The organism is Mycobacterium bulgaricum, from assembly GCF_041287165.2.
In the GTDB taxonomy this organism is placed as follows: domain Bacteria; phylum Actinomycetota; class Actinomycetes; order Mycobacteriales; family Mycobacteriaceae; genus Mycobacterium; species Mycobacterium bulgaricum.
In genome coordinates, this window is the sequence record NZ_JBGGKV020000022.1 from 16553 (window position 1) to 40032 (window position 23480).

Annotated in this window: 20 protein-coding genes and 1 pseudogene; 10 read left to right on the forward strand and 11 right to left on the reverse strand. The window is 64.3% G+C overall.

Annotated features, from left to right (window positions below; translation table 11 throughout):
* Positions 1-56: 56 nt before the first annotated feature.
* Both ACAG24_RS28620 and ACAG24_RS28625 read left to right on the forward strand, forming a co-directional pair.
* Positions 57-1391, forward strand: coding sequence for an IS256 family transposase (locus tag ACAG24_RS28620; RefSeq protein ID WP_370476090.1), 1335 nt, complete (start codon positions 57-59; stop codon positions 1389-1391).
* 214 nt (positions 1392-1605) lie between these two features.
* Positions 1606-3270 carry an ABC transporter ATP-binding protein gene (locus ACAG24_RS28625; RefSeq protein WP_370476092.1) on the forward strand — a complete coding sequence of 555 codons (1665 nt, stop codon included), beginning with the start codon at positions 1606-1608 and terminating at the stop codon, positions 3268-3270.
* Positions 3271-3316: 46 nt separating this feature from the next.
* Here the strand turns inward: ACAG24_RS28625 and ACAG24_RS28630 are convergent, their stop codons facing one another.
* The 5 genes and pseudogenes from ACAG24_RS28630 to ACAG24_RS28650 all read right to left on the reverse strand — a co-directional run bounded on the left by ACAG24_RS28630 (position 3317) and on the right by ACAG24_RS28650 (position 7879).
* Entirely contained in the window at positions 3317-3847 is a 531-nt protein-coding gene (locus tag ACAG24_RS28630; protein ID WP_370476094.1) for a DUF6636 domain-containing protein, read from the reverse strand.
* A gap of 24 nt (positions 3848-3871) precedes the next feature.
* Entirely contained in the window at positions 3872-4054 is a 183-nt protein-coding gene (locus ACAG24_RS28635; RefSeq protein WP_370476096.1) for a lasso RiPP family leader peptide-containing protein, read from the reverse strand.
* A 130-nt stretch (positions 4055-4184) separates the two neighbouring features.
* The gene (locus ACAG24_RS28640; protein ID WP_374150814.1) at positions 4185-5942 is read right to left on the reverse strand and encodes an asparagine synthase-related protein; all 1758 of its coding nucleotides are present in this window, start codon (positions 5940-5942) and stop codon (positions 4185-4187) included.
* On the reverse strand, positions 5942-6658 hold the full coding sequence (locus tag ACAG24_RS28645; RefSeq protein WP_370476101.1) for a lasso peptide biosynthesis B2 protein: 717 nt from the start codon (positions 6656-6658) through the stop codon (positions 5942-5944). Before ACAG24_RS28645 ends, ACAG24_RS28640 begins: the two co-directional genes overlap by 1 nt.
* Positions 6659-6723: 65 nt before the next feature.
* Positions 6724-7879, reverse strand: a pseudogene (locus tag ACAG24_RS28650) (IS3 family transposase).
* Between the two features lie 385 nt (positions 7880-8264).
* Here ACAG24_RS28650 and ACAG24_RS28655 point away from each other — a divergent pair.
* Both ACAG24_RS28655 and ACAG24_RS28660 read left to right on the forward strand, forming a co-directional pair.
* A complete protein-coding gene (locus ACAG24_RS28655; protein WP_370476104.1) occupies positions 8265-8603 on the forward strand; it encodes a hypothetical protein in 339 nt (112 codons plus the stop codon).
* 174 nt (positions 8604-8777) lie between these two features.
* Entirely contained in the window at positions 8778-10361 is a 1584-nt protein-coding gene (locus ACAG24_RS28660; protein WP_370476106.1) for an FMN-binding glutamate synthase family protein, read from the forward strand.
* A 418-nt stretch (positions 10362-10779) separates the two neighbouring features.
* On the opposite strand, the gene ACAG24_RS28665 is transcribed toward ACAG24_RS28660, so the two are convergent.
* Positions 10780-12450, reverse strand: coding sequence for a Na/Pi cotransporter family protein (locus ACAG24_RS28665; protein WP_370476109.1), 1671 nt, complete (start codon positions 12448-12450; stop codon positions 10780-10782).
* Positions 12451-12510: 60 nt separating this feature from the next.
* Positions 12511-13650: a phosphate ABC transporter substrate-binding protein PstS gene (gene pstS / locus ACAG24_RS28670; protein ID WP_370476111.1), complete on the reverse strand. Its 1140-nt coding sequence runs from the start codon at positions 13648-13650 to the stop codon at positions 12511-12513.
* Positions 13651-14793: 1143 nt separating this feature from the next.
* Here pstS and ACAG24_RS28675 point away from each other — a divergent pair.
* The 3 genes from ACAG24_RS28675 (at position 14794) to ACAG24_RS28685 (ending at position 16669) form a co-directional block, all read left to right on the forward strand.
* Positions 14794-15867, forward strand: coding sequence for a hypothetical protein (locus tag ACAG24_RS28675; RefSeq protein WP_370476114.1), 1074 nt, complete (start codon positions 14794-14796; stop codon positions 15865-15867).
* A gap of 67 nt (positions 15868-15934) precedes the next feature.
* Positions 15935-16267 (forward strand): type II toxin-antitoxin system RelE/ParE family toxin, encoded by a 333-nt coding sequence (locus ACAG24_RS28680; protein ID WP_370476118.1) that lies wholly within the window; start codon positions 15935-15937, stop codon positions 16265-16267.
* A gap of 6 nt (positions 16268-16273) precedes the next feature.
* Positions 16274-16669, forward strand: coding sequence for a type II toxin-antitoxin system RelB family anti-toxin (locus tag ACAG24_RS28685; protein WP_370476122.1), 396 nt, complete (start codon positions 16274-16276; stop codon positions 16667-16669).
* A 721-nt stretch (positions 16670-17390) separates the two neighbouring features.
* On the opposite strand, the gene ACAG24_RS28690 is transcribed toward ACAG24_RS28685, so the two are convergent.
* The 4 genes from ACAG24_RS28690 to ACAG24_RS28705 form a co-directional block, all read right to left on the reverse strand.
* Positions 17391-17954, reverse strand: coding sequence for a recombinase family protein (locus tag ACAG24_RS28690; RefSeq protein ID WP_370476124.1), 564 nt, complete (start codon positions 17952-17954; stop codon positions 17391-17393).
* A 206-nt stretch (positions 17955-18160) separates the two neighbouring features.
* Positions 18161-18757, reverse strand: coding sequence for a cadmium resistance transporter (locus ACAG24_RS28695; protein ID WP_064875282.1), 597 nt, complete (start codon positions 18755-18757; stop codon positions 18161-18163).
* An 85-nt stretch (positions 18758-18842) separates the two neighbouring features.
* Positions 18843-19247 carry an ArsR/SmtB family transcription factor gene (locus ACAG24_RS28700; RefSeq protein WP_064875296.1) on the reverse strand — a complete coding sequence of 135 codons (405 nt, stop codon included), beginning with the start codon at positions 19245-19247 and terminating at the stop codon, positions 18843-18845.
* A 223-nt stretch (positions 19248-19470) separates the two neighbouring features.
* On the reverse strand, positions 19471-20823 hold the full coding sequence (locus ACAG24_RS28705; protein ID WP_036460031.1) for a dihydrolipoyl dehydrogenase family protein: 1353 nt from the start codon (positions 20821-20823) through the stop codon (positions 19471-19473).
* A gap of 114 nt (positions 20824-20937) precedes the next feature.
* On the opposite strand from ACAG24_RS28705, the gene ACAG24_RS28710 reads away from it, so the two are divergent.
* From ACAG24_RS28710 to ACAG24_RS28720, 3 genes are all read left to right on the forward strand, one after another.
* Positions 20938-21339, forward strand: coding sequence for a heavy metal-responsive transcriptional regulator (locus ACAG24_RS28710; protein ID WP_036460033.1), 402 nt, complete (start codon positions 20938-20940; stop codon positions 21337-21339).
* 219 nt (positions 21340-21558) lie between these two features.
* On the forward strand, positions 21559-22062 hold the full coding sequence (locus ACAG24_RS28715) for a Chromate resistance protein ChrB (protein ID WP_051444578.1): 504 nt from the start codon (positions 21559-21561) through the stop codon (positions 22060-22062).
* Positions 22063-22099: 37 nt separating this feature from the next.
* Positions 22100-23305 (forward strand): MFS transporter, encoded by a 1206-nt coding sequence (locus ACAG24_RS28720; RefSeq protein ID WP_051444579.1) that lies wholly within the window; start codon positions 22100-22102, stop codon positions 23303-23305.
* The last annotated feature ends 175 nt before the right edge of the window (positions 23306-23480 follow it).

The following is a 23480-nucleotide window of genomic DNA, read 5'->3' on the forward strand; positions in this document are numbered from 1 at the left end:
CGATAAGGGTGTAAACGGCCTGATCGGCCCCGGTGTGTCGGGGCCGGAAAGGTCGCATGATGACCGAAACTGTCGTGGCTGTGGAGCCATCGCAGAATCCTGAAGATGAGGCCGCTGCTGCGGCGCCGATTGATGTGCCGGACAGCCGTGCGGTCGACGAGCTCGAAGTCGCCCGTGAGCTGGTGCGCCAGGCCCGAGAGGCCGGGGTGGCGTTGACCGGTCCGGGTGGGCTGCTCAAGGCGATGACCAAGACAGTCATCGAAACCGCCCTCGATGAGGAATTGTCCGAGCATCTGGGCTATGACCGTCACGACCCGGCTGGGTATGGAAGCGGCAACTCCCGCAACGGAACCCGATCCAAGACTGTACTGACCGACGCATGCGGGCAGATCGAGATCGACGTCCCGCGCGACCGAGCGGGCACCTTCGAGCCGCAGATCGTCCAGAAGCGCCAGCGGCGCCTGACCGATGTCGATGAGGTGGTGTTGTCGCTGTATGCCCGCGGGTTGACCACCGGGGAGATCAGTGCTCATTTCGCCGACATTTACGGCGCGTCGGTGTCCAAGGACACCATCTCGAGGATCACCGACCGGGTCGTGGAAGAGATGACGGCCTGGCATACCCGCCCGCTGGAGCGCGTGTACGCCGCGGTGTTCATCGACGCCCTGCACGTCAAGATCCGCGACGGCCAGGTCGGCCCACGCCCGGTCTACGCGGCCATCGGGGTGGATCTGGCTGGGCACCGTGACGTGCTCGGGATGTGGGCCGGCGAGGGTGACGGCGAATCGGCCAAGTACTGGCTGGCGGTGCTGACCGAGTTGAAAAACCGCGGGGTGGCCGACATCTTCTTCTTGGTCTGCGACGGTCTCAAAGGACTGCCGCAATCGGTGAGTGCGGTGTTCCCTGACACCGTGGTGCAAACCTGCATCATCCACCTGATCCGCGGCACGTTCCGCTATGCCGGCCGCCAGCACCGCGACGCGATCGCTCGGGCGCTCAAGCCGATCTACACCGCGGTCAACGCCACTGCGGCCGCTGAGGCGCTGGATGCGTTCGATGCCGAATGGGGGCAACGCTATCCGGCAGCAGTTCGGTTGTGGCGCAACGCCTGGAGTGAATTCATCCCGTTTTTGGACTACGACACCGAGATAAGGAAGGTGATCTGTTCGACCAACGCCATCGAATCCTTGAACGCCCGCTACCGTCGCGCCATCCGGGTGCGCGGACATTTTCCGACCGAGCAGGCCGCTCTCAAATGCCTATACTTGGTCACCCGGTCGCTGGACCCGACCGGGACCGGACAGAAGCGATGGACCATGCGCTGGAAACCCGCACTGAACGCCTTCGCGATCACCTTCGCCGACCGCATGCCGGGCAGCGAAACCACCTAACCGAAAATGCCGCTTACACCGTTAATCTGACGGACCCAGTTTCGCCGGACAGCTCCGATTCGGCCTAGATTTCTGGTGGTTGCAGTGGTGATCTGTTGTCGTCTCGAAGCGACGAGGGCAGCCCAGGACGTGAGGGCGAGTGCGGGTGATGGGTGACTGTCAGGCTGGAGTGGTTGCGGTGCTGCGCCGTGCGTTGAGGGGCCGTTGGGCAGCGATGTCGGTCGCAGTGGCTGCTGCTGCGCTGGCCAGTGCGGCAGTGCTGGTGCAACCGCTGGTTGCCGGACGTGCGGTTGATGAGGCGTCTCACGGCGGTGTGTCGTGGGGCGTGCTGTCGCTTTTGGCGGCCGCCTTCGTGGTGGCGATTCTGGCTGAGGCGGCCGACACGTACCTGTTCTATCGGTTGGGCGAGGAGGTGGTGTTCGACCGTCGCCGTGTGTATGCCACACATTTGATGGCGATGCCGGTGGCCGAGCTGGATCGTTTGCGCCTAGGCGATCTGGTCGCCCGGGCTACCTCTGATATCTCGGAGTTGCGAGAAGCCCCGCGGATGCTGAGCCGCGTCGTCGTCGGTGTGTGCACGCTGGCGGTGGCCGGCGCATTGATGGCTCGGATCGACGCAATGCTCGCGGTGGCGGTGTTGGGTGTGGTCACGGCGTCGTTTTTCGGTGGAAGCCTGTTGTTGGCCAAAGCAGGGCGCGCGGCGGCTGTGCGTCAGCAGGCGGTGGGAGAGCACGGTGCCCGGTTGGAGCGCACGCTGGGTGCGATTCGCACGGTCAAGATGAGCGAGGCGCAGGTGCGCAGTGGCGAGGCGATCGTGGAAGCGGCCGGTGAGGCGCGTCGGGCGGGGATGCGGCTGGCCTGGTTGGGTGCAGTGTCAGCGCCGGTGATGCGTATGACCGCTACCGGTTCGTTGGTGATTGTGCTCGTCGTCGGAGCGACCCGCGTTTCCGATGGTGTGATCTCGGTCGGTGAGTTGGTGACGTTGTTTCTGTTGACGCTGTTCTCGCTGGCGCCGCTACAAGACGTCTACCGAGGGCTGACGACGCTGCACATTGCTGCGGCCGCCGATGCCCGGATTGAGGAGGTGCTGGCGGTTGCACCCGAGCGCCTCGACCAGACACGGCCGAGGCGGACAGATCCTGTGTCGAGCGCTGTCGCGGAAACCGGCGAGGCGCCGCTTGTGCAGGCACGTGGGGTGAGCTTCTCCTACGGCGTTCATCCGGTTCTGCGTGAGGTGTCGCTTCACCTGCGTCGCAGGCAGATCACCGCGGTGGTGGGTCCATCGGGATCAGGCAAATCCACGTTGCTGGCACTGTTGTGCCGGTTTTATGAGCCCGATGAGGGACAACTGGTCTTCGATGGCCGGCCCTATACCGACTTTCCACTCGCTGAGCTGCGCCGGCGTATCACATTGGTGGAGCAGGACAGCCCGGTGTTGCACGGGTCGCTGCGCGACAACCTAGTGATGGGCGCTCCAGATGCCACTGACGCCGAGATCAACGATGTGCTGCGCCGCGTCAATCTCGACGCGTTTGTCGATGGGCTTCCACAAGGTCTCGACACCAGTGTCCTAGATCGAGGACGTGCGCTCTCGGGTGGGCAGCGTCAGCGTTTGGCGGTCGCCCGAGCCCTACTGTCTCCAGCCGAACTCGTCCTGCTCGATGAGCCGACCGCTCATCTCGACCGGGTGAACGAGTCTGTTCTGGTCGAGACGTTGACGCAGCTGCGGGAACACCGCAGCGTGCTCATCGTCGCGCACCGCCGCTCCACCATCGAGCGCGCGGACCAGATTCTCGTTGTCGAGCGCGGCCACGTCAGTCGCGTGGAATCATTCGCCGATCTCCCCGACCATCCTGGCGAGTACCGAAATCCGTTCTGAATCTGCGTTATTCGTTCTGAATCTGTGTTATTTGGGAGTGCGATCGTCAGAACAGTTCGTAGCCTTGCCGAGACAGCGTGAAACCGTGCCGGCTTGTTCTGTCATGGCAGGTCATCGCGGCTTCGGTGCTGTCACACTGCAAAGAGCCTGCCTGTATTGCGTCGCCGTAGGGCAGGATGTCGCCGAAGCCCAGCACACTGTCGCCGGCACACACCACGCCAGACTCGCCGCCCGCGTCGAGATCAAGACCCTGCCCCGAGCTCACATTAGGGTGGCAGTCCGCCGGCCGCGGTAGTGGGCCCCAACTCCGCTCGGCGATATCGCATCGAACGCGCATCGGTTCGATGGAGCAGCCCACGTTGCCGCTCGGCGACTGGAAAACCGTCAGCTCATCCACCAGCCACAGCTGGGACCGAACCAACGCAATGGCCGGAGTCGATCCCGCCGGCGGCATTGAAATATGTTCTTGGGCTGCGGTATTGGTCTCAAATGCGTCAGAGGGCGCCGGTGTCGCCATGACGACGCCGGCGACAGCCGCCAACGCCGCCAACCCGGCGCCGATCTTCTCGGGGATCATTTCCCTGAATGCCCGCGACGGTGTTCAGGCCCGTGCGGGCAGGTCTGCCACGGTATCGGGGGTGTCGATGTGCCGGCTGTAGTAGCCGAAGTAGCCGTAGCCGGTGCTGCTGTCGGACATGTAGGTGCCACTACCTTGGGTGAGGTCGCGGACATCGCCGACGTGGGACACCTGCGGTGCGGAATACGAACTCTTCTGCGCGGTCATTTCGCTCCCCCTGGGATTCTTCTGTGAGACTGCCGTAAAGATAATTGAAGTTAAATAGTTCCGCAGCAGTTCGCCGAGGTGAGGTAGTGACATCGGCGCGCCGACACCTGGAATGGGCGTGGCCGCCGGGCTACATCAGCAAAGCCGGGCGACCCGCATGGCGAAGGTGCCGCAGCCACACTTCGACCTGGATCGCGCCGTAAAGGGGAGCCACCGCACCGGTCAGACCGATTCCGTGAATCGCAGCGGTCCAGGCAGAGGAGTCGACGTAGCCACGTTGCACCAGTTGTGGGTCGTCACAAAGGTAGGTCTGCCAGCGCGGATGGCGCGCGAAGCCCGTCAGAACAGCTTCATCGGCGATGGTCTTGGACCGTCGCCGTAACACCGTGTCGCTGACCAGTCCGGCAAATGCATAGCGTTGCACGGCGCGGTCGATCCGGGGGTCGGCAGCAACCTGCCACGGCGTGTTGAGGGCGAGGTCCACCAGCCCTGGGGCCAGCAGCGGATGTCTGGCCTCTGCAGATCCGGATACGAGGAGTTGGCGGCTGCGGGCAAATTCGGCGCATCGCACGATGTTTTCCAGCACGGCTTGAGCGTGCACCGATGACGCCCGCAGCGGCGTCGTGGAGTCCACCCTTGCGCGCAAGTGGCGATCGCGAATGTAGGCGCGGTTCAACCACGGAGCCATGACCTCCAGCCGGCTGGTCGGTTGCAGAGTCAGCGTCTGTTGGCTTCGCCATCGGCGCAGTCCACCGAGCGCGGCGCGGCGCCACCAGAATCCGGCGGAACGTTTCACATCGGAATCAGTACTCCATTTCTGTAGTTCGCGCCTCAGCGGCGCCCACCGGCCGGTGCGTAGTAGGTCAGCCAGATACCAGGGGTAGGCCCCGGCAAGAAAGACAGCGTCACCGCCCTCTCCCGTCAGCATTATTGAGCCGCCCAACCGGCTCACGGCGTCCTCTTCGGCGCCACTGGAGGCCCAGTTGAGGATTCGGCGTGACGGAGCGGGCAAGAAGATGCCGAAATCCGGTCCCGCGGAGAAGATTCCATGTTCAGTCGCATCGATCGGGTGCCACGGAGTCGGTGTCGCCTTCAGCGCCGCGCGAATCCAGTCCGACTCGTCACTACCGGGTGAGCCGGGGTGTACGAAGCTCACCGCATGGACCGTAACCCGGCGCGTGGCGACACCTAAGACCGTGGAAGTGTCCAATCCTCCCGATAGCTCGACGACCACCGCGCCGTCCTCACAAGCAGTCGGCAGGGATCCGGCCACAGCGTCGGTGACCGCTGACCGCAGCAATTCTTCGTGCTCGCGCGCAGTCCCGGTGATTGGTGTGATGCGCGGACGCCATCCACCGGCGACCGTCAGCCTGCCGGCTTGCCAGGTGGCGTACTGGCCCATCCCGAGACGGCGAATCGCGCGGTAGGGCGTCCGTGAACCCAGGTGTAAACCCGTGGCCAGCACATCAGCGATGTACTCTTCATCCACCTCACGCCAGGCCCCGGTCTCGCGTGCCAACAAACCCAAGTCAGTGGACACCACGATGCCCTGCTGCACGGTGGCGATGTAGAGCGGCCGCAAACCCATGCGATCCCCGACCATCACCGCATCAGAGCCAGCCACCACCACCGCGGCGTACTCACCGACGACGCGCTCGATCACCTCGACACCCCAGCGCTGCCAGCCGGTGGCCACGATGCGTCCTAACGATGCCCTGCTATCGAGACCCAACACTGTGCACAAACCCGCCGAATCGGCGAGATAACCCTGAAACCAGACAGCCGAACCGCTGCCCGCTTCATCTGCGTCAGGCCACCCCCGGACACCACCCACCGCGCTGGACAATGCCACTAAAAATCCATTTTGTGCCGGCGGCGCGGTGTTCATCAGGCCCGCGCAATCGGTGTGTAGCGATGCAGCGAAGCGGGGTTCTCATCAATCGCGGCACCGTCCACCTCAACCCATGCGTGGGCTTCAAAGGGGTGCAGTGCCACGCCGATCACATGCTCAGCTGGCCATCCAGCCAACCGCAAGAAGCGGGTCAACGCCAACGACCGCGGCAGACAATCTAACGGTGCTTCACGTGCCGGAAACAAGCCGTCCGCGGTACGAAACCGCTGCACCAACTGATCCACCGCAATCCGCGGCGCAGCACTGTCTGCCACCCAGGCGGTGCGTCTGGCGTAGGCGGCGCCAAATCCTCGCTGGAGCTCGCGTTGCGCACTCGCGCGTTCCCGAAACGCCCGCCAAATTGTCGGCCGTTCACGTGGCACCAGCTTCCGCGAAGCACCGGGCCGGGGACACTCGGACACCAAGCGGCCCACAGCCCGCTGCTCTGCGGCGAACGTCGAAAAATCGGATTCCACCACCGCCAGACTCACCCCGAACTCACCGGCAACCCCAGCCAGGTCACGATCATCCGGCTCACGAAGCAACTGCTCCCACATCGCAGCACCCACCTGATCCACGACGTCATAGCTACCCGCCGAAACATCAAGCAGAACAAGATGATTCGAAACTGTTACGCACCGCAACAGCGGGGCGCAAAACAGCCGAGGCAGGGACACAAGTCCATCGACACCACACCGCTCGAGACCATCCACGCAATCACTAAAGCAGAAACCGCGGAGGAACTTGGGTCTGCTGCACGATCAGGTGACAGTTTCGGTCACGCGGCCTGACTGGCCGGTGTGGTCATGATTGCTTCGAATTCGATCGGGGTCAACCGCCCGAGGCCGGACTGGCGGCGGCGCCGGTGGTAGGTGCGCTCGATCCAGGTGACGATCGCGATGCGGAGTTGTTCTCGGGTGTCCCAGCGGCGGCGGTCGAGCACGTTCTTCTGCAGCAGGCTAAAGAAGCTCTCCATGGCGGCGTTGTCGCCGGCGGCTCCGACACGGCCCATAGAGCCGACCATCTCGTGTTGATTCAAGGCGTGTACGAATTTCCTTGACCGGAACTGAGATCCGCGATCCGAGTGCAGAATGCACCCCGCGACATCTCCGCGTCGGGCTACCGCGCTGTGTAGTGCCCGGATGGCCAGTTGTGACTTCATTCGGGAGTCGATGCTGTAGCCGACGATCCGGTTGGAGAACACGTCCTTAATCGCACAGAGGTAGAGCTTGCCCTCACCGGTGCGGTGCTCAGTGATGTCACTGAGCCACAACTGATTTGGCCCTTCAGCGGTGAAGTCACGCTCGACAAGATCGTCGTGCACCGGCGGCCCGACTTCTTGCCGCGTTTCTTACCAAACACGCTCCACAGTCGATTCTGCGAGCAGATCCGCCATGCGGTGCGCTCGGCCATCGGCTCGCCGGCATCGCGCGCCTCCTCCACGAGGTAGCGGTAGCCGAACTCCGGATCGTCTGCGTGCGCGTCGAACAGCGCATTGGCGCGGTAGGCCTCGATGAGTTCGGCCTCGGTGATGGGGTCGGCCAGCCAGCGGTAATACGGTTGGCGGGAGAGCTTGAGTACCCGGCACGTCACCGCGACGGGGATCCCGTCGGCGGCGAGCTCTTTCACGAGCGGGTAGACCCTTTTCCCGGCAGATTGGCCTGCGATAAATACGCTGCGGCCCGGCGCAGCACCTCGTTCTCTTGCTCTAGCAGTTTGATCCGCCGTCGGGCTTCGCGCAGCTCACCGGACTCGCTGGCGCTCTTGCCGGGCTTGGTGCCTTCGTCGATGTCGGCCTGACGGAGCCATTTCTGCAGCGTCATCGGGTGCACTCCGAAATCGGTGGCGATCTGCTCGATCGTTACACCGTCATCGCGGTTGCGAGCGACCCGGACGACGTCGTCGCGGAACTCGCGGGGGTAGGGCCTTGCCATGGGGACATCCTTCCAGCCCGCCCATGCTGGGCAAGCCAACTCAGATGTCACCTATTCGTGCAGCAGACCCCAGCCCCCACCGGTCGCTTCCAGAGCATAGAACCGCGCTCGACGCTCAGAGAGCGGTTCACCCACTGTTCGGCTGCGCGTCATTGCGTGGCCGTCGGGCCGCCACCAGCCCGTCGGTCACCACCGCCTCCCACACCGTGAGTGGCACCCGTGGCCGGGTTGAAATCTGGTTCAGGAAGACTAATTTCGCGAATGAACCCCAATCGGCCAAGGATGTCGCTCGATCTCGCCAGAGGAATTCGTCGTGGTAGTGCCGCGCGCCCGATGGCTGTGCATGTGTTGGACAGCCCGTCGCCGTCGTGGATAGGCTTTGCCGGTGGAAGCCAGCCGCCTGCTCACGGTCGGTGAGTTTCAGGCGTGCTTCTCGCAGCCAATGCGGGATGTGACACACGACGCTGAACCAGCCCTCGACATCTGGCCTTACGTTGACAGCTTGGACCTCGACGCTCTGGGCGTACCCAGCTTGAACGACGTGCACTACGTGTATCGCGACGCTCACGAGCGATTCGATCAAGTCCTGATCGGCAGTGGACGCTTCAACACGCTACTGGTCGTCGTGGTTGATCTGCACCTACGTGTCGTGCTGGGCCATCGATTGCTCGATCTGGACGAAACGTACAACCCGACAGGCACCCACCTTCGGCCTGCTCACTGACGGGCTGCCACCGACCCTGTCGCAAACCTCCTTTCAGATATGAGGCGCCCTCGACGGTGGCCGCGCGCCCTGGCCTGCACTGCGTGTGAATCGACGGTGACATGTCTGCGAAGGCTTGGCTTCCTTGCGTTGGTTCGGTTTTCGGTTCAGCCTCGGTGCGGAAACATGGGTGGGATGAAACGAGTCGTACCCGTGGTCGCTGCCGCTGCTGCATCGACGGTGGCCGCCGTCGGTCTGCGAGATGTGTTTCAACGCAAGCACGCTCTACTGCGCAACTTTCCGGTCCTTGGGCATGCGCGGTACTTCTTGGAAACGGTTGGCCCCGAATTGCGGCAGTACATCGTGGCCGCCAACGACGAAGAGCGCCCCTTCACCCGCGACCAGCGCCGGTGGGTGTACGCATCTGCAAAAAAGGAGAACAACTACTTCGGATTTGGTACCGACAACGACATCGAGCACACCGCTGGTTACCCAGTGGTCAAGCACCGCACGTTTAGCCGCAGCGTTCCTGCCTCAGAGCCCACGGCGGGACACGAGGTCGCGTTGCCGTGCGCCAAAGTCATTGGAGCAGCGAGAGGCCGCGCGGGAGCATTCCGGCCGAAGTCCATCGTCAACATCTCCGCGATGAGCTTCGGCTCACTGTCCGGGAACGCCGTTGAGGCCCTCAACCGCGGCGCGGCCCTGGCCGACTGTCTGCATAACACCGGCGAGGGCGGCGTCTCGCCCTACCACCGGAACGGCGGCGACCTGATCTTCCAGATCGGCACAGCGTATTTCGGCTGCCGCGACCTCGTCGAGGGCCGGTTCAGCCTGGACAAGCTCAAGGAGGTCGTGGCAGGCGCACCTGTGCGGGCCATCGAGATCAAGCTCAGCCAGGGCGCCAAGCCAAGTCTCGGCGGATTGTTACCTGGGTCCAAGGTCTCAGCGGAGATCGCAGCGACGCGAGGTATCCCGGAGGGGGTCGACTGTGTGAGCCCGTCACGACATGCCGAGTTCTCCGACACCGACAGCTTGCTCGACTGGGTGGAGTTGCTCGCCGCCGAAACTGGTCTGCCGGTGGGGATCAAAGCCGCAGTGGGCGATCTGGAATTCTGGTATCAGCTCGCCGACCTGATGAAGGAAACCGCTCGCGGCGTCGACTTCGTGACCATCGACGGCGGCGAGGGAGGCACCGGCGCGGCACCGATGATCTTCGCCGACAGCGTGTCGTTGCCATTTCAGCTCGGGTTTGCCCGGGTGTACCGCATCTTCGCCGAACGCGGGCTGCACGAGCAGGTCGCCTTCATCGGCGCCGGCAAGCTCGGACTGCCCGACAACGCGATCGTCGCATTCGCGCTCGGCTGCGACATGGTTAACGTCGCCCGAGAGGCGATGCTTGCAATCGGTTGCATCCAAGCTCAGAAATGCCACACCGACACCTGTCCCACCGGGGTTGCCACCCAGAACGCATGGCTGGCCCGCGGCCTGGTGCCCGACACGAAGGCAGAGCGCGCCGCCAACTACATCAAGACGCTGCGCCGGGACCTCCTGAAGGTCGCAGAGGCCTGCGGCGTCGAACATCCTGGCCTCATCGGCACCGACTCAGTCGACATCCTGCAGGGCCGAACCAGTTCGACCCCACTGCACGAGGTGTACGGCTACACCACGGACATGGGCCTGCCATCGGCTACCGACCGCCAACGGATCATCGAGCTGATGACCCTCGGCCACCATCCTCGAGGCGGCTCCGCGCTCCCGTCGCGCACTGCTATCGGCTAGGAACCGTTCGTCGAAGCTCGTCACTCCGATTCGGAAAACATCGGAATGTCATCGGTGTCGCACGTTTCGCGGACACGCCAACGAAAGAAGGGCCATGCGCCTTCTCGACGCCTTCAGAAGATCGGGAAGTCGGATGCGTCTCTAAACAAGCTGCCCTGCATCGTTGGTCGCGCGGTCGGGAGTGGACTGTCTCATAGCAGCCTGACGAACCGTGGTGCTGTCCGGCCTTTCCCAGCAAGCTGGAGCGCCTGCGCAGCCATCTAGGTCGCGCTGCAGTAGCGGACGGAACGCCGGCCCGCTGGGGATAGGCAATCGCCGGGCTTGGGCGGGTCGAGTAGAAACGTGCAGCCGGGACGTAGCCAAAAAGCTGAACAGCCCATCGACACCGCGGGGCAGAGGCGCCGGCCCTACGGTGCGCTTACGCCTGAGCGAGAACGCTGGCCTGGTCGCGATCCACGGAGACACGCTCCTGGGCGATGCGGTCGATCAAACTCTCCGCCCTCTCCATGGAGCCGAGAAGTGCGAGCAGCGCCCCCTTCTCAATGGCCGGGATGTCGCCGGCGTCGATGACCGTCCACCGCATCGCCTCGAACTCAGGCGCGTCGAGCACGGTCGGTGCCGGCGCCACGTCGACGGTGGTGTCCTGTTCGGACTCGAGCAGCGACAGCTTCTGGTCGAGGTGGTCGAGCCCCTTGTCGAGCACCTCCCGGCTCGCAGGGCTGAACTCCTCGCGTTGGATGCGCCTGGCGATCTGGTGCAGCGACTCCGTGAGCGAGCCGGTGAAGTCGGCCTCCTCGATCATGCTGGCGACGAGGTCCATCTGCTCCCGCGTCAGGTCATGGTGAAACAGTTGCGCGGAATAGGCGCGAATCTCGCGGGACAGGGCGTCGATCGCTGCCGAGTGCTCGGCGGTCTTCTTCACGGCGTTGCGCTCGCCCCGGGCGGTGTCGAGGAACAATCGACTCCCCTGTAGCGCGCGCGCCACCTCCTGACGCATGGCCGGGACGGCACGGTTGAAGTCGTTGATCGCCTTGCGATCCAAGTACTTCGGCAGTGAGTAGTCCTCGTCGTCATCGGCGTCGTCGCGCCCGATGCGCATCAGCACGCGTTCGAACGTGCCGACGAAGGGGAACAGGATGAGGACGTTGAAGACGTTGAAGAATATCGAGAACAAGCCCACCGCTACCGGCACGAGGGGGAAGGTCTCTTCTCCGTCCACTATCACCGGGCTGCCCGGGTCGCCGCCGAAGAAGCCCATCACCCACTGCAGGACGGAGATGGCCGGGAAGAATAGCGACACCACGACGCAGACGCCGATGAAGTTGAAGGCGATGTGGGCGTATGCGGTGCGTTTGGCGTTCTTCGACAGGTTGAGCGAGGCGATCCAGGACGTGATGGTGGTGCCGAGGTCGGCGCCGATGGCGAAGGCAATCGCCGTCTTCCACTCCAGGACGCCCGAGGCGCCCAACCCCATGACGATCCCGATCGTCGCCGACGATGAGTGGATCAGCGCTGTGATCAACGCGGCGATGAGCGCACACGAAACCACACCGACGAACGACGAAGCGTCCAGGCCGGAGATGACGCTCATCACCTGCGGCATCTCCCGCAACGGCTTGAGGCCGCCCGTCATCAGGTTGAGGCCGTAGAAGACCAACGAGAATCCCATGCAGCACAACGCGATGTTGCGCGTCTTGTCCGACTTCGAGAAGACGTAGACCGAGGCGAAGATCCCCGCAAAGAGCAGCCCCAGTGGGCCCAGCGGCATGGCGATCAAACCATTGCCCAAGGTGGTGCCGATGTTGGCGCCCATGATCACACCGATGGCTCCGCGCAGCGCCAGCACCCCGGAGTTGACCAACCCCACCGTCATCACCGTCATCGCAGTCGATGACTGAATGACTCCGGTGATCAACGTGCCGGCGAACACACCCTTGACGGGACTGCCCGCCATCTTGCCCAGCAGATCGCGCATTCGGTTCACCGATAGCGACTGAATGCCGCGTTCCATGAACTCCAGGCCCAGCAGAAAAATGCCGAGCCCACCGACTACGGGGGCGATGATCTCTTTGAGGATGTCGACATCCACGATGATCCTTCTTGACGCTGATATGGGTTGTTTGAGGGGTGGAGGAAAGAGGTGGTGGGCTCAGGCGCCGGAGATCGCGCCCGACCAGTAGTTCTCGATGTCCCTTGCGGCCTGCCCGGGCATCGGCACGTATCCGAGTTCCTTTGCACCGTCGCCGAAGTCGTTGAGGAGGAAGCGCAGATAGCTCATGGTGCGCTGGGTCTGCTGCGCAAACTCCGGGTCGCGTTTGACCATGACGTAGATGCCGACGGTTGCTGGGTAGGCTGCCCTGTCGCTCGCCGTGGCCAGCGCGGTGGTGTAGTCGTCTCTTCCGCTCCAGTCGTGCGACGAGCCCGCTGCGAGGATCGCTTCCTCGCTCGGGCGGACGTAGGCTCCCGACTCGTTGGCCAGGGCGATGACATCGAGCCCCGCGCGCTGGGCCTGCCCGTAATCGACGTAGCCAATCGATCCTGGGTTATCGCGCACCTGGTTGATGACACCCTCTGTGCGTTCTGCACCCGTGCCCGTTGGCCACGCGATCTCGGTCCCCGTCCCGGGACCGGAGGCCCATTGCGGACTGCCCTCGCTCAGGTAGCCGGTGAAACCTCGGGTGGAGCCCGACCCGTCGCTGCGGTGCACCACGGACACGGCCTCATTTGGCAGTGCGCCGCCTGGGTTCAACTCCGCGATCCTGGTGTCGTTCCAGCGGGTGATCTCACCTGCGTAGATCGCGGCAAGGGTTCGCGCATTCAGTTGCAATTCCCGCCCCTCCGGCAGGTCCAGGCTGTGCACGACGGCAATGGCACCCAAGGCGATCGGGAACTGAGCGACCTGAAGTTCCTTGAGACCGTCAGCTGAGAGCGGATAGTCAGAGACGGCGAAGTCGACCTCGGGATCCGACAATCGCATGATGCCGCCCATCGAGCCGACCGGTTCGTACTCGATACCGGATCCGCTGAGCACCCAGTCGTTGCCGGTCTCGTCGGGTCGCTCGGGGTCATCAGCGGACTGGGCATCTCGGAAGGCTGTCACCGACCGCTCGATCAACGGTTGCGCCAAGGTGGAGCCTGCGCCCTGGATCTCGGTCTGCTGCCCGCGACCCGCCAGCAGCAGTGCAACGAGTCCAACCGCAGACAGGACGACCACGGGCATCACGACGCGCCGCCAGCGTGCCGCGCCCGTCCTCACGACGGGAACGCCCTCATACGGTGCGCCCAGCATCGCACTCCTCAAACTGGTTGGAAACCGAAACGTTCGCCGCGGTAGGTGACGAAAGTGAAGTGCCCCCGGATGAACGGACGGGGACTCGAGGCCAACCGCCGAACGAACGGCTCATGGGGATCAGGCACGGGCCACGTCGGCAGGTTCCCGGCGGACGCTCGAGCGACCGCGCCAACGCGATCAGCTCCGCCGGGTCCTCCGGACCCTTTTGTTTCCGCCCCCAAAACGGCACCCTTCGACTGTGGCACAGGCGGGGACTACAGCAGGGACTGCGGCGCTGCTGCTTACTGGGTCTGGTCTAGCACTGCTCAATCAGAATGGTCGGCACGCATCCCAGCAGCAGCGCACCTGGCCCGGTGACTGAAGTCACCCACCCCGGTTATCCCGCGCTCGGCTCTTGGAGGTTGCACTCGTCGATACCGCGTCGCCCCCGGGCATATCCGGTCACCCGAGTGGGGCGATTTGTCGCGGTGCCGTCGGGGTATAGGCGCTCTATGTCTTCGACCAACGAGCAGCCTGACCTTAGTGATGTGTTGACCCCTGGCGAGGAGGTTCACCCGGATCACCGGGAACACGCGAAAGAGGGCAAACACCTTGATGAAGCCGAACTTGAGCGCCGCACCCAGCACGAACGGGATGTAGTGCACGGTGAATCCACCACCTAGTGTTCTTTCAAAGAGATTTGTTGGACGCCGCCATCCAAAGTTCAACCGCGGCAATACACTTCCCCGAATGTCGACAAGGGAGATGTGATGGCAACAGTGACGGGGCTCGCCGAGGAGGTCTATGCCGGTCTCAGTACCTGCTCGGCGTGGCCGGTGCTACGTCGTCGCCTGGCCATCCGGGCGCTCTCCGGTGCCGATCCCGGCGAACTGTTGATCGCCGCGCACGCTTCGAGGCGGCCTCGACGATGCCGCCGACGCGGCCGCGGTCCTGGACTACCGCATCGACCCCACGGGTTCGGCCGGCCGCGACTGCGGGCCGCTGCGCTGGCTGCCCGCCATCCCCGACCCCCTGGCCGGCGACCCGCAATGGGGTGACTACCTGCGCCGCCGCGCAAGTCTTGTCGAGGAGCTGGCCGCCCAAATCCGCGAACAAGCCCACGCCTGGACCCCCGACACCGCGCCGAGCTGGGCGCAGCCCGTGCTCGCGGCCAACCCTGCTCTGGCCGCAGAAATCGCCGTGTTCCGGGCCGCCACCGGGGTCGAGGACGCCGACACCCGCCTCACCGGCCCGCCCCAATACCCGGTGGCCACCCGCGCGATCCAAGACTTGCTGCACCGGCACGGCACCGACGCCATCGAGCGCGACAGCGCCGCCGACCCCACCCGCTTCAACGACCTCCTCGACGAGATCGACCCCCGCATCCGCACCGACGCCTACTGGCCGACACTGGCCGCCCACCTCACAGAAGCCGCCCGCGGCAACGACATTCGCGAGGCGATCACCGCGGCGGCCCAGCGAGGACCGCTACCCGATGAGATGCCCGCCACGGCGCTGTGGTGGTGGCTGGCCGACACGCTGTCCCGTACCGCGGCCCTCCCCGATCGGCACGTCGTCGACCCTGCCACCGCCCTGGGCAAAGGCGTGCACGCAAGCATGCATGCCCCTGAGCGCGCGCTCGTCGAGGTCCTGGCCGCCGCCTGGCGCAACGCCGACCCGCTCCCCCTGGCGCGGCCACACACCGACCCCGCCGCGGTCGCGCTCTCGGTGCCCTACGTCGTGGCCACCGTGGCGGCCGAGCGCTACACCCCCGACCTCGCCGAATCGATCCATGCAGCGGCCACCGCCGCCCACCGCCACCACGTCCGCGTCACCGCGACACCACAGCCCGACCGGCTGAGCCTCAACCACCTCGCCGAGCAGATCACCATCCACGAACCCACTCAGCGCGGACCCATCATCGTCGTCGAAGACGCCGCGACCGCCGACCCCGACGCCCTCGCGGCGGTGGCCACCGCCCTGGTCCCCGCACACGGCCGACTCCTACTCATTGACAACGGACAGCCCGGCAGCGCCCGACGACTCCTCGACGGGCTCACGCTCCCCTGGGCGGAAAACACCTGCCCCGCACCGGACATCGACGATCCCAGACACGCCGCCGACGCCGACGAACACCGCGCCATCGCCGCACGCAGCTGGCGCACCCTCACCACCGGACCCACGCGCGACCGAGGCAGGGAACGAGACCGCGGACACGGCCTCGACATCGACTGACGGGCACACCCACCGCGCGCGCGTTTATATCGTTGACGGTATATACCGAAGTCGATATAGTAGGGGTGTGGGTGATGAGTGGCGGATCATGCTCAGTGGCGAAGTGGAACGCTGGTACGCCGGTCTGTCTGAAAGCGAACTCGCCCAGGCCGATCAGGCCCTCGACCGGCTCACCGCCGAGGGCATCACCCTGAGCATGCCGCACAACCGCTACCTCTCAGAGAAACTGTGGGAGTTGCGGTTTCGCTGCGGACAGGTCAACCAACGCATCACCTACACCGCCGACCCCGACCGCCAGCTGGTCACCCTGACCACCTTCCGCAAACAACGCCAAAACGAACGCAACGAAATCATCCGCGCACGCAAAGCGCTACGACGCCACCAGACCAAGAAGGGATAAACCGCCATGACCGTCAAAACCGCTACCCCGAAGAAGACCGCCGCTGCGAAGAAGGCCGCCAAGAAAGCCCCCGCCGTCGCGAAGAGGGCCGCCACCACCAGCGGTGGGGTCGATTACCGAACCGCCCGCGCCCAGCGCCAGGCCGCCCTCACCGACGCCCAACGCCAGACCTACGAGCAGGCCTACCAGGATGCCGGCCGAGCGATGGACCTCGCCGAGCTGGTCTACAACGCCCGCACCGAGGCCGGACTCACCCAAACCCAGCTCGCCGCCGCCATGGGCACCAGCCAATCCGCCGTCGCCTCCTGGGAAAACGGTGCACGCATCCCCGGTATCGACGCCCTAGAACGGCTCGCCGCAGCGTGCGGGAAACGCCTCCACATCGCCATCACCGCCGCATAACCCCAGCGGTCAGGCTGTTTCCGGGTGCCACCATTCGTGGGCCGCGCGGCAGTGCGCCACGGCCTGGGGGTCAAACACCTCGATATCGCGGAGCACGGCTTCGCACTCCTCGTATGGCCACACAAGCCGGTAGTCCTGGCCGTCGGCGAGAATTCTTGCCTTAGAACGTTCGGCCACATAGCCGTCGCGGTGTTGGCAACGCTCTTCGTGGGGCTGGCGATTCACTCCACAAGAGTTCTCCACACCGGCGGATACAAGTCTTTGGGGCCGCAATCATCGCGCCGGCCGCTACCAAGGTGACAAGCCAGACCACAACCGCACTCACTACGAAGTCTGAATCATTCGGCAGGAGCGCATAGCCCGCGAGCAACGTCACGACAACGCCTGCGATAAATGGCCAGACAGGCTTGGAAGCACTAGCCACAGCGGGTCGAGTCGCCGACCCAGCAGGCTGTTGGACTGAAGGCTGCGGGGGAGCCTGATATGGCGGCGCGGCTTGCCAAGGTTCCGGATACTGGTTCGAGGGAGGCGCCCAGGCGTTCGGATTCTGGTACGGATATCGAGGGTCGTGCGGCTGCGACATTCAGTGATCTCCCCGGACGCGTGCAAGTAGATAAAGTCGGCTGATCATAGCCAGTTTGGGCGCGCTAGAGGTGTCAGCCCCGGTGGCGCGCCTTGTTCTGTCAGTTTCACGTTTGCGTCGACTCTAGTGCTGAATTATTCACAGGGCAGACAGATACCGGTATGCCGTTGCCCTACTGATCCCGAACGCTTTGGCAAGTTCGTGGACGGGTTCACCGGTCTCGGCGAGCCGTCGCAATTGTTGCTGTCTCTCGGTGGTCAGTTTCGCTGGCTTGGTGGCCGGTAGAAGGCGGGCTCGCCGGGAGTCGCGCGAGGCGGCGCGACGCTCGCGGCCGAGTTCGAGCTCAAGTTCGGCCAAAGTTGCCATGATGGCAGCCACGGCACGACCGGTTGGAGTGCCCGTATCCACGCCTTCGCGCAAGGCGCGCAACACAATTCGTCGCTCACCAAGGTCAGCAATGGTGCGTGTCACCTCGGCGACGGAGCGGCCTAGCCGATCGATCGCAGTGACCACTACGGTGTCGCCCTCGCGGGCGTAGTGCAGCATCGCCGTCAGCCCAGGCCGATCGGTGCTCACCGCTCCCGAGAGTCTGTCGGTGAAGACTTGATCCGGTCCGACGCCAGCTCCAGTAAGCGCAACGAGCTGCGCGTCGAGGTCCTGGCCCGCGGTGCTCACGCGGGCGTACCCAAGAGTCGTCGTCACACCACTACCGTCTCATCACCCTCTGACATCAGGGATCTGAGACACGCGGTGTGAGACAAGAAATGAGACACTGCCACCTGGGACGATGCGGCCGCTCGCTGCACGCTGGGCGCTGTCTCTTTTCTCTAGATACGAGACAGATGTTCAATACGTTCAGTACATCGGCGTCCCAGATCAGGCTTGAGCGGCTGGCTTGCGCTGCCTACTTAAACGGCGAGGCCGCTGACCAGAATGAAAATGCCGAGGCCTATCAAAACGATCGGGAACAATACGTGTTCCCAGCGTTCGAGTACCTCGGCGATCGGCCGGCGGGTGGCGACGAATTTGGCGGCGGCCACCAGGACCGCGACGAGCACGAGGAAGACGACGCAGTAGGCCACCACGGCCCCAGTGCCCGCGCTGAGGAAGACTGGAACGTAGACGCCGATGTTGTCGCCGCCGTTGGCGAAGGTGACTGCAGCAACGGTCAAGACACCGACGTTCTTACCCGCGACCCTTGCCTCGTCGTCATCGTCGTCGTCGTCGCCTCGCCAGGCTTCCCACGCCGCCCACAGTCCCAGAGCCAGGGGAATGAGGCCGAAGTACGGGATGACGCTTGGGGGAAGGAACGCTCCGGCACCCAGCGTCACCAGCACGGCCGCACCCAGAATCCCCGCGAATCCCAGGTACTGCCCCGCGGTGATCCGGGCCGTGGTTCCGCGTTGCCCGGCGCCGCGGGCGAAGAACAGCGACAGCACGATGATGTCGTCGATGTTGGTGACGATGAATAGCCCGATCGCGGGCAGGACTGACGACAGGATCATGCGCCGCCATCCGTGACTGCGGTGCTGCTTACGTGCGAGCTAGCCGGCACGGCCGGTTCGGTGGGACTGCAGTCCCAAGCGTCGCTCATCGGAGGGACTCCTTGGAGTCGATTGTCGCGCCCGTGCGGGCGCGGGTTCCGTAATTGGGGCACAGCGCAACGGTGGTGCCGGTGGCGGCCAGCAGCGTCTCCGCTGAGGCCAATACATCCAACAGTTCCGGGTGCGTCAGCGAGTAAAACATCTGTCGGCCCTCGGGGCGGCCGGTGACCAGACCGCAGTCCCGCAAACAGGCGACATGGGCAGAGACGGTGGATTGCGCCAATCCCAGCTTTCCGGTCAGGTCGACCACACGTGCCTCCCCCTCGGCCAGGCGGCCGACGATCGCCAGCCGGGCAGGATCAGAGAGGCTGTGAAACAGCGCCACCGCGGCATCCAGGTTCGAAGAGTTTGTCGCGGTGCTGCCGGTGAGGCAGGCACCCTCCTTATTCATCGTCACACAGCGATGATATCTATCATTACCAATGATTCGAGGGCGGGTCGGATGCTGACGCCCGGGTGCAGTCGCCCCGGCGGCCCAGTGAACGGGTAGATCACGGTTGCAGGGGCTTCGGCACATATGAGACAGGATCTGATCGATCTTGAATCTTTAGAAACGAGACAGCATGGGACGTCGCTTTTCGTCTTCCGTCGGGCGTGGGCTCAATAGCGGCCGCTTAGAGCATCGAGCCGAGGTCGGAGCCCAGGGTGGGGTACGCCGCGGTGGTTGTCTTGAGCTGGCGTGTGGTGAGGCCTAGTTTGATGGCCAGGGCCACGATGTTGGCGTGTTCGGTGTAGTCCGGTCCGAGCAGGTGTGCGCCCACGATTCGGTCGTCGTCCTTATTGACGAGGATCTTGGCTGCGGCGGTATCTTCGCCGAGGCGGTAGCTCGAATACCAGGTGCTGGCGTCGGTGTAGCGCACGTCGATCTTCAATCCCAGGTCGCGGGCTTCTGTTTCGAGCAACCCAACGCGCGCCAGTTCGGGGATCGTGAATACAGCCGACGGGATACCCGTGTAGTCGGGCACGGTGCTGGCGTCTTTGAGCATGTTGGAGGCGGCTACTTTGCCTTCGATGACGGCCACGGGCGTCAACGGGGGGCCGGCGGTGTCTGCGGCATCCCCGGCGGCGTAGACGCCGGGGTGTGTGGTGCTTTGCAGGTACGGCTCCACACTGATTCCTCGCTCACACCACGCGATGCCAGCACGGTCGAGGTCGAGTTCGGCCAGCTCGGGGACGCGTCCGGCGCCGTGAACCACCAAGTCTGTATCGATGGTGGTAAGAGTTCCATCCTGATCGACCTGGACTTGGTATCCGGACGCCGTCGCACGTACAGCGGTGACCGTGGTGGACGGCTGCACGTGAACTCCGGCAACGTCGCCGCCGGCGATCAACAGGTCGACTAGATCGGGGTCGAACCCCTTCAGTGGGCGCGGACCGTGATCGAGGATGATCGGGTGGCTGCCCGCCCGGGCGGCGATGTGGGCGAACTCGAAAGAAATGTAACCGCCCCCAACGAACACGATTCGCGGTGGCAAAACCTCCAATTCGAGGAACTCGGTGCTGTCGATGAGGTGTTCGTTTCCGTGGAACTGCAGCGGTCGGGGCCGCGCTCCAGTAGCAATCAAGACCCGGTCTGTGTGGTGGGAGTCGTTTCCGATGCTGATCTGATGGGCGTCTACGAACTGGGCCTGACCATGCAGTGTTTGGACGCCGTGGCGACGTAGGTCGTTTTCCATGTTCGCTGGTGCCGGATCGGTGAAGCCCCGTTTGTGGCGCATCAGATCGGTCCAGTTGATGCGGATCTGGCCATCGTCGATACCTTTTCCGCGCATCAGTTGGGAAGCGTCGATGATTTCGGCGCCACGGCGCAGGATCTTTTTCGGGTCGCATCCGCGCAGCGCGCAGGTACCGCCGTAGGGCAACGCGTCGACGATCGCCACGCGCCAGCCCTGGGCGGCGCACTTATTGGCGGCGGCGATACCGGCCATGCCGGCACCGATCACGATCAAATCGAAGCGGGCAGTCATCGCCCCACCTGGGTGATCGCACCGCAACCGGCCCCTCGGTGCACACGTTTGCAAGTCATGAGGTCACGCTAAACATTGCAGTGCAGTACAAGGTCAAGGATTAGTGTGGCGAGGATGCTGATCGGAGAGCTGGCACGATCCGTGGATCTATCGCCGCAGACCATCCGTTTCTACGAACGACGCGGACTACTGCCAGCACCTCGCCGCGGCACCAATGGCTACCGGCGCTACGACCGCACTGCGATCACCCGACTGCACTTCATCCGCGCCGGACAAGCCGCCGGACTGACCCTGGACGATATCGCCAGCATCGTGGACCTTCGTGACCACGGAACGGCACCCTGCGAGCACGTACACGCGCTACTCAGCGGCAAGCTCGACGACATAACACAGCGCCAACAAGAGCTGGCATCGCTAGCAACAGAACTGCGTCGACTCCTTCACCGCAGCCGGACGCTGAATCCTTTGAACTGCACCGACGCCCGCATCTGTCACATCCTCAGCGAGGCTCCGTGATGGGCGTGATCGAGTCTGGTGGCAGGGCCTGGCCGGGCCGCTCCGGCGTCAAAGGGACGGGGACTCCAGATGAGACAGGATGTGATCGGCCTCGTTTCTTTTTGAACTGAGACCGGCGTTAATGCGACCCGGGGGTGTGGTCGCCGCCCGAATGTAACCGCTGATACATTTTTAGATGTGGCAGAGACATCGGTCCGATGGTTGGTTCTGGTGGTACGAATGCCTGCGGAGCCTTCGCGGCACCGAGTCGCGGTGTGGCGCGAGCTGCGGCGCGCTGGGGCCACCCTGTTGGGGCAGGGGGTATGGGCGGTGCCCGATGCCCCGGTATTCGCCGATGGAATCGCCCGAACCGAAGAGCTAGCTGAACGCGGTGACGGCGAGGTGACGGTGCTGGCCGCGTCCGGACGCAATGAATCCGACGCTGCGCGTCTGGAAGCCTTGTTCACCGCTGAACGGAGCGAGGAGTGGGCTGAGTTCATCTCCGACTGCGCCAATTTCGACGCCGAAATCGACAAAGAGATTCGAATCGCCAAGTTCACGATCGCTGAGCTCGAAGAAGAAGAACACAGCCTAGAGCGACTGCGTCGATGGCACCGCGAACTGACCGCGCGTGATGTATTCGGCGCCCCCGAGGTGACCGAGGCCAACCAGCAGCTCAAGCATTGCATCGAACGCCTCGCCGACTACACCGAGCGGGTTTTCACCGCGTTGCACCAGCTATGACACTCGCCACCGCCGGCACAAACCCACTGTCACCGGCATGAGTACGCCCAACTCTGCCGATACAGGCCTCGGGGGGACCCGAACTCAGTTGTTGCCTTTGTACGCGGCGGGATTCGTCACCGCATTCGGCGCTCACAGCATTGCCGCCACCTTGGGCGGCTATATCGACGGGCCATACACATCGCTGCTCACCCTGGGCCTGCTGCTGGCCATCTACGACGGAGCCGAAGTCATCCTCAAACCGGTATTCGGATCGTTGGCCGATCGCATTGGCGCCCGCCCAGTTCTGCTCGGCGGACTGCTCGCCTTCGCCGCGGCATCCGCTGCCTTCGTCATCGCTGGAGATCCTGCCTGGTTGGGCGTGACCCGATTCGCTCAGGGCGCCGCCGCAGCAGCATTCTCACCTGCCGCCGGGGTATTGGTGTCGCGGCTAACCGCGCCGGGGCAGCAAGGCCGCGGCTTCGGTCGCTACGGTGCCTGGAAAGGACTTGGCTACACCCTGGGACCGGTATTGGGAGGGGTGCTCATCACCTGGGGCGGCTACACCCTGCTCTTCGCCACGCTCGCCACACTAGGAACGGCGGTCGCAGCGTGGGCGCTGCTGATGGTGCCGGGGGTGGCACCGTTGCCGCGGGTCCGCCAGACGGTACTCGACCTGGGCCGCCGACTCGCCAGCCCGGGCTTTCTGCGCCCGACCCTCGCACTAGCCGCGGCCACCGCCGCATTATCGGTCGGTGTTGGCTTCCTCCCCGTCATCGGCGCCAGCCGCGGCCTCAGCCCACTTCTCACCGGAGCGGTCGTCTCGGTGTTGGCAGCGGCGACCGCCGTAGTTCAGCCCGGGGTTGGGCGCGCTCGCGATGACGGGCGCATCGGGGACCGCACCGGGTTGTCAACCGGCCTACTGCTCGCTGCCGCCGGGTGCGCGGCGGTGGTGATACCAGGAATCATGGGCCTGGCCAGCGCTGCCGTACTGATCGGCATTGGCGTAGGCGTCGTCACCCCGATCGGGTTCGCCTCTCTGGCCGCGTCCACTCCCGCTGAACGGCTCGGCCAAACCATGGGCTCTGCCGAAGTGGGCCGCGAACTCGGAGATGCCGGTGGGCCACTACTCGTCGGCGCCCTCGCCGCCGCGGCCACCTTGACCCCTGCGCTACTGGTATTCGCTACTGCCCTAGCCGCCACCGCCGCGCTCAGCACCGCGCCCACCGCCGGTCGTCACGCCCAAACCAGCAATGACACCTAGTCATCTCCACCGATCCGCATCACCCGCCGCCGAACTTGCCACCGGCCCTAGATCGCCGCTACACACCTCCACCTGAGACAAGAACTGATCGACCTCGTTTCTCTAGATATGAGACTGGCATTGTTTGCAGTGTGTTCGCACAGCCCCGTCACCGTGTCTCCGAATTTGAACTTGA

What these genes read in the sequence shown, in the direction of transcription:
- ACAG24_RS28620 (WP_370476090.1), top strand. Translation starts at nt 57, where the DNA reads ATGATGACCGAAACTGTCGTGGCTGTGGAGCCATCGCAGAATCCTGAA.
- ACAG24_RS28625 (WP_370476092.1), top strand. Translation starts at nt 1,606, where the DNA reads ATGTCGGTCGCAGTGGCTGCTGCTGCGCTGGCCAGTGCGGCAGTGCTG.
- ACAG24_RS28630 (WP_370476094.1), bottom strand. Translation starts at nt 3,847, where the DNA reads ATGATCCCCGAGAAGATCGGCGCCGGGTTGGCGGCGTTGGCGGCTGTC.
- ACAG24_RS28635 (WP_370476096.1), bottom strand. Translation starts at nt 4,054, where the DNA reads ATGACCGCGCAGAAGAGTTCGTATTCCGCACCGCAGGTGTCCCACGTC.
- ACAG24_RS28640 (WP_374150814.1), bottom strand. Translation starts at nt 5,942, where the DNA reads ATGAACACCGCGCCGCCGGCACAAAATGGATTTTTAGTGGCATTGTCC.
- ACAG24_RS28660 (WP_370476106.1), top strand. Translation starts at nt 8,778, where the DNA reads ATGAAACGAGTCGTACCCGTGGTCGCTGCCGCTGCTGCATCGACGGTG.
- pstS (WP_370476111.1), bottom strand. Translation starts at nt 13,650, where the DNA reads ATGCTGGGCGCACCGTATGAGGGCGTTCCCGTCGTGAGGACGGGCGCG.
- ACAG24_RS28685 (WP_370476122.1), top strand. Translation starts at nt 16,274, where the DNA reads ATGACCGTCAAAACCGCTACCCCGAAGAAGACCGCCGCTGCGAAGAAG.
- ACAG24_RS28695 (WP_064875282.1), bottom strand. Translation starts at nt 18,757, where the DNA reads ATGATCCTGTCGTCAGTCCTGCCCGCGATCGGGCTATTCATCGTCACC.
- ACAG24_RS28700 (WP_064875296.1), bottom strand. Translation starts at nt 19,247, where the DNA reads ATGAATAAGGAGGGTGCCTGCCTCACCGGCAGCACCGCGACAAACTCT.
- ACAG24_RS28705 (WP_036460031.1), bottom strand. Translation starts at nt 20,823, where the DNA reads ATGACTGCCCGCTTCGATTTGATCGTGATCGGTGCCGGCATGGCCGGT.
- ACAG24_RS28710 (WP_036460033.1), top strand. Translation starts at nt 20,938, where the DNA reads ATGCTGATCGGAGAGCTGGCACGATCCGTGGATCTATCGCCGCAGACC.
- ACAG24_RS28715 (WP_051444578.1), top strand. Translation starts at nt 21,559, where the DNA reads ATGCCTGCGGAGCCTTCGCGGCACCGAGTCGCGGTGTGGCGCGAGCTG.
- ACAG24_RS28720 (WP_051444579.1), top strand. Translation starts at nt 22,100, where the DNA reads ATGAGTACGCCCAACTCTGCCGATACAGGCCTCGGGGGGACCCGAACT.